7 protein-coding genes and 1 pseudogene are annotated in these 15,381 nt (G+C 71.8%); 5 read left to right on the forward strand and 3 right to left on the reverse strand.

From position 1 onward, the window contains the following. Together ACIQPT_RS31785 and ACIQPT_RS31790 are read left to right on the forward strand one after the other, a co-directional pair. Positions 1–5,468 (forward strand): thioester reductase domain-containing protein (locus tag ACIQPT_RS31785; protein WP_401160927.1); only part of this gene is annotated, 5,468 nt, incomplete at its 5' end. 247 nt (positions 5,469–5,715) lie between these two features. Beyond that, positions 5,716–6,498 (forward strand): siderophore-interacting protein, encoded by a 783-nt coding sequence (locus ACIQPT_RS31790; protein ID WP_401160929.1) that lies wholly within the window; start codon positions 5,716–5,718, stop codon positions 6,496–6,498. A gap of 19 nt (positions 6,499–6,517) precedes the next feature. Here ACIQPT_RS31790 and ACIQPT_RS31795 read toward each other — a convergent pair whose 3' ends face one another. The 3 genes and pseudogenes from ACIQPT_RS31795 to ACIQPT_RS31805 form a co-directional block, all read right to left on the reverse strand. Then, positions 6,518–8,596 (reverse strand): BTAD domain-containing putative transcriptional regulator, encoded by a 2,079-nt coding sequence (locus tag ACIQPT_RS31795; RefSeq protein WP_401160931.1) that lies wholly within the window; start codon positions 8,594–8,596, stop codon positions 6,518–6,520. Positions 8,597–9,529: 933 nt separating this feature from the next. Further along, positions 9,530–9,746 (reverse strand): annotated as a pseudogene (locus tag ACIQPT_RS31800) (ISAzo13 family transposase); the annotation flags it as partial. A gap of 289 nt (positions 9,747–10,035) precedes the next feature. Then, entirely contained in the window at positions 10,036–10,452 is a 417-nt protein-coding gene (locus ACIQPT_RS31805; RefSeq protein WP_401160933.1) for a nuclear transport factor 2 family protein, read from the reverse strand. A 599-nt stretch (positions 10,453–11,051) separates the two neighbouring features. On the opposite strand from ACIQPT_RS31805, the gene ACIQPT_RS31810 reads away from it, so the two are divergent. The 3 genes from ACIQPT_RS31810 to ACIQPT_RS31820 all read left to right on the forward strand — a co-directional run bounded on the left by ACIQPT_RS31810 (position 11,052) and on the right by ACIQPT_RS31820 (position 15,272). Further along, positions 11,052–12,443 (forward strand): DUF4192 domain-containing protein, encoded by a 1,392-nt coding sequence (locus ACIQPT_RS31810; RefSeq protein ID WP_401160935.1) that lies wholly within the window; start codon positions 11,052–11,054, stop codon positions 12,441–12,443. A gap of 169 nt (positions 12,444–12,612) precedes the next feature. Then, a complete protein-coding gene (locus ACIQPT_RS31815) occupies positions 12,613–13,371 on the forward strand; it encodes an NUDIX domain-containing protein (RefSeq protein ID WP_030080101.1) in 759 nt (252 codons plus the stop codon). 161 nt (positions 13,372–13,532) lie between these two features. Continuing rightward, on the forward strand, positions 13,533–15,272 hold the full coding sequence (locus tag ACIQPT_RS31820; protein ID WP_401160937.1) for an ATP-binding cassette domain-containing protein: 1,740 nt from the start codon (positions 13,533–13,535) through the stop codon (positions 15,270–15,272). The last annotated feature ends 109 nt before the right edge of the window (positions 15,273–15,381 follow it).

Consider the following 15,381-nt stretch of genomic DNA (forward strand, 5'->3'; position numbering starts at 1 on the left):
TCGAGGCGCAGGCGCTGCTGGCGACGTACGGGCAGCAGCGCCGTGCGGGGCGTCCGTTGTACCTGGGCTCGCTGAAGTCGAACATCGGTCACAGCGTCGCCGCCGCGGGAGTCGGCGGCGTGATCAAGATGGTCGAGGCGATGCGGCGCGGGGTGCTGCCCAGGACGCTGCACGTGGACGCTCCCACCCCGCAGGTCGACTGGGACTCCGGAGCGGTGGAACTGCTCACCGATGCCAGGCCCTGGCCCGAGACGGGGGCACCGCGCCGGGCCGCCGTCTCCTCCTTCGGCGTGAGCGGCACCAACGCGCACGTGGTGCTGGAGGAAGTGCCCGAGGAAGTCGCTGGGGCATCTGGCGCGGAGCCCGCCGCCGACGCCTCGGCGGTGGTGCCGTGGGTGGTCTCGGGGCGCTCGCCGGAAGGACTCCGCGGCCAGGCGGCGCGGCTGCTGACGGCCATGGAGGGGACGTCCGCCCCGAATTCCCGGGACGTGGCCTGGTCGTTGGTGTCGAGCCGCGCCACCTTCGAGGACCGCGCGGTCGTCACCGGCACCTCGCACCAGGAACTGGTCGTCGGCTTGGGCGCGTTGGCCCGCGGCGAGTCCGCGCCCGGCGTCGTGCGGGGCACCGCCTCCGCAGCCGCAGGCCGTACGGTGTTCGTGCTGCCGGGCCAGGGCACGCAGTGGACGGGCATGGCCGTGGACCTGCTCGATTCCTCGGCGGTGTTCGCTGAGCGGATGCAGGCGTGCGGCCGTGTGCTCGCCGAGTTCGTGAACTGGGACCTCGAGGGCGTGCTCCGCGGGACGCCGGGCGCGCCGACGCTGGAGCGCGTCGACGTGGTGCAGCCGGTGTCCTGGGCGGTGATGGTGTCCCTTGCGGAGCTGTGGCGCTCCTACGGGGTGCGACCGGCGGCGGTGGTGGGCCACTCGCAGGGCGAGATCGCGGCCGCGTGCGTGGCCGGCGCGCTTTCCCTGGCGGACGGGGCCCGCGTGGTGGCCCTGCGGTCGCAGGCCATCGCGGCCGGCCTGGCCGGCGCGGGCGGCATGGTGTCGGTGACGCAGGCGCGGGCGGACGTCGAGACCCGGCTGGCGCGGTACCCGGGCCGGCTGGAGGTCGCCGCGCTGAACGGTCCCACGTCCGTCGTGGTGGCGGGCGACCCGGACGCGCTGGAGGAGCTCCTCGCGCAGTGCGAGGCCGAGGGCGTACGCGCCCGGCGGATCGCGGTGGACTACGCCTCGCACACCTGGCACGTGGAGCGGATCGAGGACGAACTGGCCCGGGTGCTCGCCGATGTGCGGCCCAAGGACTCCGATGTGCCGCTCTTCTCGACGACGACCGGGACATGGCTGGACACCTCCGCGATGGACGCCGGCTACTGGTACCGGAACCTGCGCCAGACGGTGCGTTTCCAGCCCGCCGTCGAGTCGCTGGCCGCTGCGGGCTTCGGTACGTTCATCGAGGTCAGCGCCCACCCGGTGCTGACCACGAGCATCCAGCAGACGCTGGAGAACACGGTCAGGCCGGAAGTCCCTGCCGTGGCGGCGGGAACCCTGCGCCGCAACGAGGGCGGCCCCGGCCGGTTCCTGGCCTCGCTGGCCGAGGTGTGGGTGCGGGGCGTGGACGTCGACTGGGCCGGAGCTCTCGCCGGTGAGGGCACCCGCCGGGTGGACCTGCCGACCTACGCCTTCCAGCGCAAGCGGTACTGGCTCGACGAGCAGGCCCTTGCCGGGGACGCGGCGAGTCTCGGGCTCACCCATGCCGGGCACGCGCTCCTGGGCGCCGCGGTGCCGGTCGCCGACGGGGACGAGGCCCTGCTGACCGGGCGGATGTCCCGCTCCACCCACCCGTGGCTCACCGGTCACACCGTCCGCGGCACCGAGGTCGTGCCCTCCTCCGTCTTCGTCGAACTCGCCGTCCGCGCGGGCGACGAGACGGGCTGCACCCTGCTGGAGGAGCTCACCCTCACCGCCCCGCTGGTGCTGCCGGCGAGCGGCGGGCTCCAGATACAGGTCCGCGTCGGCGCCCGCGACGACTCCGGCCGCCGTACCGTTACCGTCTCGGCGCGCACCGACGCCGTCGACACGCTCTGGACGGTCCACGCCTCGGGTCTCCTCGCAACCTCATCCGCGACCGACGCAACGGGCATCCCGGATTGGCCGCCGTCCGGCGCCGAGGAGATCGCCCTGGACGACGAATCCCCCGACGCGGCCGGGCACGGCCCGGCGGACGGGGGCCGCACCGCGGTCTGGCGCAGCGGCGACAGCCTGTTCGCCGAAGTGAGCCTGCCCGACGAACTCCACTCCGGTTGCGCCTACTTCGGTCTGCACCCGGCGCTGCTGGACATGGCCGCCCGGCTCTGGGAGCTGACCGAGGAGCCGATCGGCGCCCCCACACCGATCGCCGACTGGCGAGGGGTGCGCCTGCACGCCACCGGAGCCGCCGCCCTGCGCGTGCGGCTCGACCGGGTCGCGGACGGCTACACCCTGCTGGCGGCGGACCGCGCCGGACACCCCGTCCTCAGCGCCGAGCGGATCACGCCGCGCGGGGTCAGCGCGCGCGCGCTCGGCACGGCGCTCAAGCACGGCTACGACGCCCTGTTCGAGACGGTCTGGAACCCGCTGCACGGCATACCCGACGCGACGGGCACCCCACGCTGGGGCCTCCTCGGCGACAGCACGGACCCCACCGTGCCCGGCGCCCGCCGTTTCGACGACGTACACGCCGTCGCCCGTGCCGGCGAACCGCTGGACGCCGTCCTCCTCGACCTCACCGCGCCCCGGCAGCCGGTGTCCGGTGCCGAGGTCCCCGGCTCGGTACGTGCCGCGGCGCACCGGATGCTCGCACTGCTCCAGGAGTGGCTGGCACAGGAGCGGCTCGCCACCCTTCCGCTCGTCGTGGCGACCCGAGGAGCGATGAGCCCTCTGGGAGAGGGGGCGGCGGAGCCGGGGGCGGCCGCGCTGTGGGGCCTGCTGCGCTCGGCACAGTCGGAGGCACCCGGCCGGATCATGCTGGTCGACCTCGACGGCGACCCCCGCTCCGCGGCCGCACTGCCGGCGGCCCTCGCCTCGGGGGAGCCGCAGACGGCGATCCGCGGCGGCAAGATCCTCGTACCCGGGCTGCGCCGTGTCGCGCCACCCGCCACCACGGACACGGACACGGGCGCCGACCGCAACCGTTGGCGGCCCGACGGCACGGTCCTGATCACGGGTGGTACCGGCTCCCTGGGTGCCCTGTTCGCCCGGCAGTTGGTCGTCGAGCACGAGGTGGCGCGGCTGCTCCTCGTGAGCCGCCGGGGGCCGGACGCCCCCGGGGCCGACGCGCTGCGCCGGGAACTGACCGCTCTCGGCGCCGAGGTGGAGATCGCCGCGTGCGACATCGCCGACCGGGAGGCCCTGGCGGGCCTGCTGGCCACCGTGCCCGCCGACCGTCCGCTGACCGGTGTCCTGCACACGGCCGGTGTCCTGGACGACGGGCTGCTGCCCGACCAGACACCCGCGCGGCTCGACAAGGTCATGCGCCCCAAGGTCGACGCGGCATGGCACCTGCACGATCTCACCCGTGACCTGGACCTGACGGCCTTCGTCCTCTTCTCCTCCGTCGCCGGTGTCATCGGCGGCGCCGGTCAGTCCAACTACGCGGCAGCCAACGTGTTCCTCGACGCCCTGGCCGAGCATCGCGCCGCCGCGGGGCTCGCCGCCACCTCCGTGGCCTGGGGTGTGTGGACGCAGGACAGTGGCATGACCGGACACCTGGACGAGGCCGACCTCAGCCGCATCGCTCGCGGCGGCTTCCGCCCCATCGGACAGGAGCAGGGCCGGGCCATGCTCCACATCGCGCTACGCCTCGGGAAACCCGCCCTGGTGGGCATGCCGCTCGACGCGGCGACCCTGCGCGAACGGCCCTCGCAGGTACCGACCGTGCTGCGGAGCCTGCTGCGCACCCCGGTGCGCCGCGCGGCCCAGAACGTCGACAACGGCTTCGACACCCTGCTCGGGCGGCTGACCGGCCTCGAGGAGAAGGAGCAGCTGCGCCGGGTGCTCGACCTGGTCCTGGCCGAGACCGCCACTGTGCTCGGGCACACGAGCACGGACGGCATCCGGCCCGAACAGCGCTTCCCGGACCTGGGCTTCGACTCCCTCACCTCCGTGGAACTGCGCAACCAGCTCATCGCCACCACCGGCTGCCGGCTCCCGGCCACGGTGGTCTTCGACCGGCCCACGCCGACCGAACTCGCGGTCTTCCTACGGACGGCCCTCCTGGAGCGGATCGGGGAGCAGGTCTCCGACTCGCGCCACGAGGTGGACTTCGCGGCCGAGATCGACCTGCCCGCCGACATCGCCCCCGCGCCGGAGGTTTCGTACGAGGTCACGAACCCGCAGGAGGTGCTGCTGACGGGCGCCACCGGCTTCCTCGGCGCCTTCCTGCTCCGCGACCTGATGCGCGCGGGACACGTAAGGGTGCACTGCCTGGTGCGCGGCGCCGACGAGGAGGCGGCGCGGGAGCGGCTGCGGGCGGGCCTGGAGTGGTTCCGGGTCTGGGACGAGATCGACCCCGCCCGCCTCGGCGTCGTCGTCGGCGATCTCGCCGCGCCGCGGCTGGGCCTGGACGAGGAGGAGTTCGACTCCCTGGCCAGGCGCGTGGACGCCGTCTACCACGCCGGTGCGACCGTCAACTGGCTCTACCCGTACGCGGAGCTGAAGGCCCCTAACGTCTCCGGCACCGTCGAGGTGCTGCGGCTGGCCGCACGCCACCGCTCGGTGCCCGTCCACTATGTGTCGACCACGGGCGTCTTCGCCGGCGGCGAGCCCGGAGGCGCGCCGCGCAGGCCGGAGGACCCGACCGCGCCCGTCGAGTCGCAGCCCACCGGCTACGTGCAGAGCAAGTGGGTGGCGGAGCGGATCGTGGGCCTCGCCGCCGAGCGGGGGCTGCCGGTCACCGTCCACCGGGCGGACGTCATCTCGGGCGACCGGGACCGGGGTGCCTGCCAGACCAGCGACTTCGTCTGGCTCAGCCTCAAGGGCCTGGTCCAGGCCGGGGCCGCCCCCCAAGGGCTCGGCGGAAGCGTGCATTTCGTGCCGGTCGACTACGTGAGCGCGGCCATCGTCGCCCTGTCCCGGAAGAAGGAGGCTGCCGCCCAGACCTTCCACCTCTTCAACCAGAGCGGGGTGACCTTCCAGGACTGCGTGGAGTACCTGCGGCGCTACGGCTACGCGATCGACGACATGGGCCACGACGCGTGGCGCGCCCGCGTGCACGCGAACCGGGACAACGCCATGCTGCCGCTCTTCGACGCCTTCGAGGCGCTCGCCCTGAGCGCTGCCGACGCCGCGGCGGGCGTCGACACCGCCTCCACGGAGGCGGCCCTGATCGGCACCGGCGTCGAGTGCCCCCCGCTCACCGAGGAACTCTTCCGCACGTACGTCGACTTCTTCGTGAGCGTCGGCCACTTCCCCGCACCCGGGCAGGGGTGAACGCCCGTCGGCGGCCCGGCGTTCCGGCCGGGCCGCCGACGGCCGGCTTCTGACCCAGCAGCCCTCGTACTTTTCCCCACTCATTGACTTGGCGACCGATCCATGATTTGTTAGGGACCGTAACGTAAGTCAGTAAGTCAAACCTAAGCGTCGCTGATGAAGTGACACCTATGCCACAGTTGCGGTGCGCACAAGGCCGGATGCGAGCAAGCGAGCGGCTGGAACGACGCACCGGGGAGGACTCCTCATGCCGGACAGTACGGTGAAGCCCGCGCGTCGCCCGTCGCTCAATCCTCTGGAACACCTCTTCGCCAAGCAGCGGCTGGAAGGGGTGATCACGGAGACGGGCTCAGTGACTCCGACGATGAGGCGCATCAGGATCGCCGCTGACGGGCTGGCGGGCACGACCGTCCCGCCGGGCCGGCACCTGCGGATCCAGATCAACGACCCCCTGTCGCTGTACGGCATCCTTCGCCCGGGTGAGACGCTCCGTACCTACTCGGTCTGGGACCAGTCGGACGACGGCCGAGAGGTGGAGATCCGGGCGCATCTCTACGACGGCGACGGCATCGGGCTGCGCTGGGCCCGTGACGCGCAGGTCGGCCAAGACGTCTCCTTCTGGGGGCCGCTGGGCGACTTCGACCTGCGCACGGACGCCCCGTACCACGTGTTCGTCGGCGAGGAGACCGCGTCCGCCGCGTTCGGACCCATGATCAGGGCACTGGGGCCCGAGGCGCGGGTGTACGGAGCGCTGGAGAGCGAGTCCCGTGAGGACGAGGTGCCCGTGCCCGGGCCGCACGTCCTCAGGCGTGCCCACCGAGAAGGCGCCTCCCCCGTCTCCTCGAAGGTCCTGCTCGGGGCGGTGTCGGAACTGGACCTTCCCGAAGGCGTCGGCATGGCCTATGTGGCGGGCGAGGCCCGTACGTGCCAGGCGGTCCGCGACCACCTGGTCAACGTGCGCAAGTGGCCTCGTACGCAGATCAGGACGAAGCCGTTCTGGACCCCCGGGAAGAAGGGACTGCACCATTGAGTACGCGGTCCGCGGGCGGTCATGGCGTGCAGTCGGCCAGGCCGGGCAGCGGCCGGCCTGAGGAACCGGCCGCAGGGCTGACCATCGTTCGGCGGGATATGACCGGCGGATCGATGGATATGGTGGTGAAGTGCGGCCTCCCGCCGCCCCAGCCCGGACGCCGGTGAAAAAGCTGCGGTGAAGCCGTGGCCACGACGAACAGCGGCACCCGCGTCACCTCACTGCCCATCATGCCGATGAAGTCCAGCAGGGCGTTGTCGGCGTCGTGCAGGTCATCGACGAACATGACCAGCGGGCATTCCCGCGCGAGGCTTTTCAGGGGGTTATGGCCGGACTTCAGAGCCTGGGTCAGATCGAACTCCTGGGTCTCGCTTTCGTACGGATCGAAGAGAGGGCTCCTCCGCAGCTCGAAGGGCCGGGGACCGTATGTCTGCCGCCCGTCCCTGTCCGGGCCGGAGGGCACCAGGAACCAGGTGGCGATCGGCTGTCCCATGGAGCGGCGCTCGAACTCCTTGAGCAGCCTGCTCTTTCCGATACCGGGCTCTCCGACGATGGTGACCACGTGCGGGGTCTCGCGGTGCCGGACACGTTCCAGCATGCCACGCAGAAGGTCGAGTTCGATCTCCCTGTCCACCACACCCGCCGTCGGCACAGGCCGCTCGGCGCGCGGGCGCGACCAGTTCACCTTCCACGCCTGCGGTGAGTCGCTGACGGAGACGAAGGAGTATTCCGACGCGGTCAGGTGCCGGGTGTTCCCGCACACCCAGATCTCCCCCGCGGAGGCGCGGGACAGCAGGGACTGGCACTCGTCGAGCAGTGCTCCGTCCGCCGACCGGACGGCACCGGATCTGTCACCCTCGTAGCGCAGCAAAGCTTCACCTGTGGACACCGCGGCGTACACCGTCGTGGCTTCTGCGGCGCGCCGTGCCGAACGGTCGAGCGGGGTGACCGTGGGGGCGGTGTGGAACTCGTCCCGGACGGCCAAGACGGCGCACACGGCCCGTTCGGCGTGGCCCTGGCCCTCGGGCCCGGAGCCGAACACAGCGAGCTGAGTGGATCCTATGGAGCTGATCACCGAACCGCCGAGTTCCTCCACGAGGTCCCGGATGCGGCCGGTCAGACGGTCGCGCAGCTCGTCGGTGCCTTGAGTCCGCCCCCCGGCGGGCGCCCGCAGCCCGGTCGTGACCAGCACCACGCTCACCGGCCGGTGCTGGATCACCGAGTCGGTCCGCTGCATTCTCACCCGTGCGCGCGTGGCTGGGGCGGACGTGTCGGGGAGAGGGTCCTCGCGGCGGTCCGCGTACGCGTGGACCTGGGTGTCGTACGTCGGCGAAGGCTCGGAGGCCGCGGTCGCGAAGCGCTGCTGGGCGGGCCGTGCCGGTGCGTGCTCCTGCACCGGGCCGGTATCCGTCGGCACCAGCTCCGGTGTCGGTGAGGGGACTTCGGGTGACGACAGTGTGGAGTCCTGGGTCAGGATCGCCTGCTGCAGGGACTGCAGCTCGCGTCGCGGCTCAAGGCCGAGATCCTCGATGAGGGACGCGCGGACCCGGCTGTAGACGTTCAGCGCGTCGGCCTGCCGGCCGCACCGGTACAGGGCGAGCATCAACTGCCCGCACAACCGCTCGCGCAAGGGCTGGGCCTCCACCATCGACTCCAGTGCCCCCAGCGTGGACTGGTGCCGTCCGCAGCGCAGCTCGGCCTCGAAGTAGTCCTCCATCGCGTCGAGCCGGGAGTTCTCCGCCGCGTCGAGCTCCGGCCAGTTGATCCCGCTCTCGACCAGGTCGGACAGGGCCTGGCCGTGCCACAGCGCCACGGCGTCGCGCAGGATGGAGGCGGCCCGCGCCGGGGAATCGGACTGCAGGGCGGTGCGCCCCTCCTGCACGCGGCGGTTGAAGAGGTGCAGGTCGACCTGGTCGCGGTCCACCTGCATGACGTATCCGGGGGCCTTCGTCAGCAGTAACTCGCCGTGGCGGTCGGCACCGTCGGCCGCGAGCGATCCGCGCAGGCCCCATACGGCATTCTGCAGGATCTTGCGGGCCGTCGTCGGCGGCGTCCTGTCCGGCCACAGCGCGCCGAGCAGTTCCCGGGTAGGGACCACGCGATTGGCGTTCAGGAGCAGGTACCCCAATGTGGCACGCTGTTTGGTGCCGCCCAGCGCGATAGGCCGACCGCTGTCGAGGGCTTCCAATGGTCCCAGTATCCGAAACCACATGGCTGCTCCTCGTTGCGAATGGCCCGCTCGTGACGGGTGGTATCGGGCGGGGGTCAGTGGGCTGAATTGTTCATCCCGCGAATGGTCTCCCGCGTGTTCCCGGCGATGGGAAGAGCGGGTTAACGGGTCGGTGTACGAAGGTGGAACGCCTGATGTGCATGTCAGGTGCAAGGTGATATTTCCCCGTGTATTACCCGCGGATGCCGGGAGGTGGAAGAGGTTCCCGTGTGTGGCAGTTTCCAGCTCCCGCGGGCACTTCCAAGCAGGCTGGTGGAGTCACCATAACCAGAGTAACGCCCTAAAACAAGGTTGCTGGAGGTGCCCGTCCGTGCTGTCGGCACGGGTGCAAAGCGGTCTTCAGGCATGCCCGTTCGGGCTTGTCGGCACAGTTTCCGCCGCCCGCTCATTGCCCCGTCTCCCGGCGGTCCCGCCCCGGCAACTGTGCTTTCCGTAGTGAGTCTTTCTCACGTTGATCAGGCGGCAAGCTCGAGGGCGCCAACTGCACGTATGACGGCAATGTTTCGTGCGAGCTCACACTCGTGTTCTCCGCGATCTCATGGAGGCGCCCGGCGCCGTTCCGCTCTTCGACGCCACTGGCGCGTCGTCCGCACCCGGCGACCCGCCCCCTCGACTTCCGCGCACCGCACCGGGATTCACGTGGCGGCCGTCCGGCCGGGGAAGGGCAACGACGTATACAACACGGTCAGCCAAGGTCGCGCGATGGGACCGGAGGATCACGGGTCTGTCGCCCGACGTGATCGCCGAACTCGTTGCCGAGTGGGGCCGTTGAGGCACGACCGGCACCAGGCCGAGCTCGCGTCCGGGCCGCGGAAACGGGCTGACCGTGATCTCCGGCCCCGTCTCGGAGGTCAGGGCGGCAGGGTTCGGCCGTCCAGGCGCGGGCGCGGTACCCGTGGGAGCCGCCCGCGTCCGCGGTGATCAGCGCCGCATGGCCTGCGGGGAGTCGTGGCCGGCACGGGCCTGCCACCAGCGGCGGATGGAGGCAACGGCGAAGGCCTGCCGTGTCGTGGCCGGTTCAGAGCGTGTTGATCACGGACCTCGTCGGATATGCGCATACCGCGCAGGCGAGGCGAACCATGGGAAGCAACACCATGATTCTCTGCGAGCCCTTACGTACTTCCATCTCCATGACGAGCGCCGGAAACGTGAACGGCACGCCCGCCCATCGGGTTTCGAGAGCGCGACGTGCCGCCGCATACACGCCCGCCCTACGGGTCTCAAGGGCGTGACGTGTCACTGGGAGTGGATTCCGACGTTAGGCGGGTGCGCTCATACGGCGGTAACTCGGCCCCCCGGCCTCCTGTTCAGCCGTTGTCGTCGCCGAACAGCGTCCGCACGAAGTACTGGGTGTCGAAGAACTCGCGCATAGCCTTGATCCGGCCGTCCTGGATGGCGAACACCGAGACGATGGGCGCTTCGTAGGGGCGGCCGGAGCGGGACGCGGCACGGGCCACGCAGTCGAGCACGACCGTGTCGCCCTCGGCTATGACCTGCGTCATCTCGATGGTGTAGGGAACGTCCGTGGAGAACAGCTCCATCAGCGGCAACATGAACTTGTTGAGGATCTCGTCAAGACCGACCCAGCTTCCGGCGAGCGGGTGCTCGCCGGGGATGCGGAACTCGGCGTCCTCCCAGAGGGTCGCCTGAATGGCTTCCGCGTCGCGCTCGTCGATCGCCTTGAGGTAGGCGAGGACGACGCTCTTCGCATCAGTGGACGTCATGGCTGCTCCTGTTGTTCGAGGGTTAACCACATGTTGGGAATTCAACGACATGGTGGGCCGCATGCCGACGCCTGTCCGCATGCCGACGTGTTGGAGGTTGGGGCATGCCCGGAATCGACGACACAGGCACCGCACAAGCCGGACCTGAGCTGAACGACGAGGCCCCGCCCGGCACTTTGTTCACACCAAGCCGGCCCCTGGACCGCCACGGTCGCCCCGCTCGTCGGCGCTCACGTGTACGCACGAGAGCACCGAGGCCGACGCGGACCGACCCTGAGGACGCTACATCGGCCCGATCACTCGATATCCAGCCAGCGCTCCCTCAACGCTCATCGAGCTCTTTCCCACCTGACGGGCCGGAGCATCCGTTGGGGTGACAGAAGGTGAAGCCGTCGCGAGTGTGGGGGCCGCCTCTCCAGCGGCGGTGGAGACCGACTGGACGGCCTACTGCCCCCGCCCCGTCGGCAGCTTTCCGCTTTCGGGGGAACAGCTCTCCAGGTAACCCGACGGCCGGACAGCTGTGAAGGACCGGGCCGGCCCTGTGGATAACGTTATCCACAGGGCTTTCGGGATCCGGACGCTCGCGGGACCGTCGAGTTATGAACAAGCACCACGAATCCACCGGCCCGGCCGGGGAACAGCAGATCACCCTGCGTGGCCCGGCCGAGCTCGCCGACGCCCTCCCGTATCTCATGGGCTTCTACCCCAACGACAGCGTCGTGATGGTCGCCCTGCACGGCGGGCGGGGCCGGTTCGGCGGCCGGCTCCGACTCGGAATTCCGCAGGCGCCCGGTGAATGGGGGCCGGTCTCCGATCAGCTCGCCGAGTGCCTGATCTCGGGGAGCGAGCGCCGTGAAGGACGGCCCGACGCGATCGTGATCTTCCTCTGCCAGGACTCGCCGGACGGCTCGGACGGCCGGCGGACCATGGAGCGGCTCAGGCCGTTCGCGCAACGCCTGCGCACGGCGTGCGGAGCGCTCGACGTTCCGGTCCTCGAAGCGCTCTGCATCTCCGACGGCCGCTACTGGTCGTACTGCTGCCCGGACCCCCGATGCTGCCCCGACCAGGGAAATCCCCTGGCGATGCCCGGCACCACGGTGATGGCCGCGGCCGCCACCTACGCGGGCGTCCACGTCCGGGGCACGCTGCGCGACATGGAAGCGCGGCTCCAGCCGTGGAGGACACCGGTCGACGTGACCACACAGCAGGAGGCCCTGGACAGGGCCATGCCGGAGCTGGTGCCCAGGCTCCTCGACGAGCGGGCCAGGCGGGAGGTCGCGACGGAGACCCTCCGGCTGGCGCGCACGCTCATGGAGCGCATCGAGGCGTCCCGGCCCGCGCCGCCCGCGCTCGCGGACGCCGGGGACGACCAGGTCATCGGCTCCGACGAGGCCGCCGCCGTCATCCTCGGGCTCCAGGACCGGGAGACCCGGGACAAGGCGGCCGCCTGGATGGAGGGGGCGGAAGCACAGTCGGCCCTGCGCCTGTGGCGTGCCCTGGCACGGCGCTGCGTCGGGCGGTACGGGGAGCACGCCGCCGCTCCGCTCACCCTGGCGGGCTGGGTCTCCTGGTCCACGGGCGACGAGCCGGGCGCGCGGGTCGCCCTGACGCTGGCGCTGCGCGCCGATCCCGACTACACCTTCGCCCAACTGCTGCATCGGGCCTGCAACGAAGGGCTCGATCCGGAGGCCCTGCGCCGTTGCCTGCGCGAGGCCACGGACGTGGTCGTGGACGAGGAGGCGGCTTCCGGCGCCGGGTCGCCGGAGGCGGTGGTGGACATCGCCGCCGACCGGGGCGCCACCCCGCTGCACATCCGCACGGTCCGCCCGCTGCCCGATGGGGGCCGACGCCGAGGACGCGCACCCCGGCCCCCGGGCACCGAGCGAGGGAAGACGGCACCCGGCTCGGTCCGTCCCCGCACCCCGGCGGCCGGGCGACGGCCGCGCGAGGCCCGGCGGTACGGCCGGCGCGGCACCAGGACGCGCCGATGACCCCTGGTCCGGAATCGACGCGGCGCGCATCCCCCGCGCCGCAGCCGGTGCTCCGTGCGGATGATCCGCTCGGCCTCGACCACGACGCATCCGGGACCGCGGCACCCGGACTGATCACGAGCATGCCGAAGGGAGTGTTTATCGTCAGGCAGACGACTATGATCGCGACATGCCGCCCTACGACCCGTCGACCTTCCCGCCCTTCGCTGTCACCGTCGACCTGGTCGTGCTCACGGTGCGCCGTCACGCGCTCTGCGCGCTGGTCGTCCGCCGCGGAGAGACCCCGTTCCAGGGCCGGTGGGCGCTGCCCGGCGGATTCGTCAGGATGGACGAGGACCTGGGGTCCGCGGCGGCGCGTGAGCTCGTCGAGGAGACCGGCCTCTGCGCGCACGATCCGGCGAAACCGGCCGTGGGCAACGGTGCGCATCTGGAGCAGTTGGCCACGTACGGAGATCCGGCGCGCGATCCCCGGATGCGGGTGGTCAGCGTCGCCCACCTCGCCCTCGCGCCCGACCTGCCCGCGCCCCGGGCGGGCGGCGATGCCAACAGCGCGCGCTGGGCACCGGTCGAGGATCTGCTGCACCCCGGCACCGGACGGGAGGGCGAGCAGGCCGCGCCGCTGGCCTTCGACCATGCGCGGATCCTGGCCGACGGAGTGGAGCGCGCCCGCTCCAAGATCGAATACTCCTCGCTGGCCACGGCGTTCTGCCCACCGGAATTCACGGTCGGCGAGTTGCGCAGGGTGTACGAAGCGGTGTGGGGCGTGGTCCTCGATCCCCGTAACTTCCACCGCAAGGTCACCGGAACGCCGGGATTCCTGGTGCCCTCCGGCGGGACGACCACGCGGCAGGGCGGCCGGCCCGCGCAGTTGTTCCGGGCCGGGGCGGCCACGGTGCTCAATCCGCCGATGCTGCGACCCGAGGTCTGAGCCACCGGAGTTCCGCGCCACCGGGCGTTCCGCTGTGATGGCCCAAGCGGAACGCCTGTCGCCCCACCCTGCGCCAAAAGTCGGAAATGTCGCGTTATGTTGCTGCGGTACCCCCCTGCCGCCGAGCGGTCTCACCTTCCGCGAGAGACGCGAGAGAAGCGATGCTCCAGGCCATCGGACTCACCAGCACCCCCCGTCGCGACGCTCCGCCCGCCGTGAACGATCTGACCTTCGAGGCCCCGCCCGGTCGTGTCACGGCCCTGCTGGGCGCCCCCCGCTCGGGCAAGACCACGGCCCTGCGCCTGATGCTCGAACTGGACGCCGGCCGGGGCGTCGCCTACTTCCGGGGGCGGCCGCTGCACCGCATCGCCCACCCGGCACGGGAAGTGGGCGTCCTGCTCGGCGATGTCCCGGGACATCCCTCCCGGACCGCCCGGGGGCAGCTCCGGATGCTCTGCGCGGCCACGGGCGTGCCCGCCGCCCGGGCCGACGAGGTGCTCGAAGTCGTCGGTCTCGCCGGGCTCGGGGACCAGCGTCTTGGCACCCTCTCGGTGGGCATGGACCGTCGGCTCGGCCTCGCCTCCGCGCTGCTCGGAGACCCGCACACCCTGATCCTGGACGAGCCCGCGGAAGGACTGTCCCCACGGGAGAACAGCTGGCTGTACGGGCTGTTGCGCGCGCACGCGGCCCAGGGCGGCACGGTCCTCCACACCACCGGCGACCCCAAGGAGGCGGCCCGCACGGCCGACCGTGTCGTCACCATCGGCGGCGGGCGTCTCGTCGCCGACCAGGACGTCGCCGACTTCGCCCGCACCCGGCTCCGGGCCCGGGTCGCCGTCCGTACCCCGCACGCGGCCCGGCTGGCGGCCGTGGTCAGCCGCGAGGCCCGCGCCGCGCAGCGCTCCGTGGAAGTGGTCGAGGAGGCGAGCGGCGGCCGGCTGACGGTCTACGGCAGCAACTGCGCGGAGATCGGCGACACCGCCTACCGGCACGGCGTTCCCGTGCATCAGCTCGCCGACGAGATCGGCGACACCGGACCCACCGCCCCCGATGAGGCCGCCGGCGGGGAGCGGAGCGACGCGGCCGCCGCCCTGTCCGAGCTGCCGCCCCCGATCCGGGTGCGCCCCGCACGCGGCCCCCTGCGCCCGCTCCGGTACGAACTGCGACGCTCCCTCGGCGTCAGGACAACGGCCATGACCATGGCGGCCGTTCTGGTGGTGTCGGCCGCCGTCTCCGTCCTGCTCGCCCGCACCGACGGCACCGCGCTGCCCCGCGTGCTCGCCGCCTGGCCCGCCCTGCTGCCGCTCCCTCCCGCCGCGCTCGGCGCGGGCCTGCTGGGGGCGCTGTCCTTCGGGGACGAGTTCCGCTATCCGGCACTCGCCGCCGCTCGCGGCACCGTGCCTCGGCGGCTCGGGCTGCTGCTGGCCAAGCTCACCGTGACCGCGAGTTTCGCCCTGCTGCTCGCGGGACTCGCCGTCGTCTGCGGGGCGCAGAGCCTCCGGCTCGTCTACGGGCCGGACTTGATCGAGATCCCGTCGAACGCCTTTGCGCTGGGTGCGAGTTGGGCCGGCCTCACGGTCGGCTGCGCCTGGGCGGGGCTGCTGGCCGCCGGTGTCTTCCGCGTGGCCGGGGCGGGGATCGCCGCGGTGCTGGCGGTTCCGGTGCTCGTCGTTCCGCTGGTGCGGAAGCTCTTCGCGGCGCCGTCCGCGCGGTCGGTCGCCGGGCTCCCGGAGCGGCTGCGCGAACTGGCCGGGTGGCAGCTGCCGCAGGAGGCGGACCACTGGGTTCTGGCCGTCGCGCGGGTGGTGGCGCAGCCCGTCGGGACCGCACTCGCCCTGTCGTTGGCCGCTCTCGTCTGCGCGTATCTGTTCACCAGCCTTCGGGGAAGGGCGCGTTGGTGATCGCCGTCGCCCCGTATCGAGGACAGGGGCCCGTAACTCCCTGAGAAATGACCGATTTGTAGGTATATGGCGTCAATTGCGGAGCGGGCGCCGATCACCCTTTCGTGTG

It is taken from the genome of Streptomyces sp. NPDC091289, assembly GCF_044757365.1.
In the GTDB taxonomy this organism is placed as follows: Bacteria; Actinomycetota; Actinomycetes; order Streptomycetales; family Streptomycetaceae; genus Streptomyces.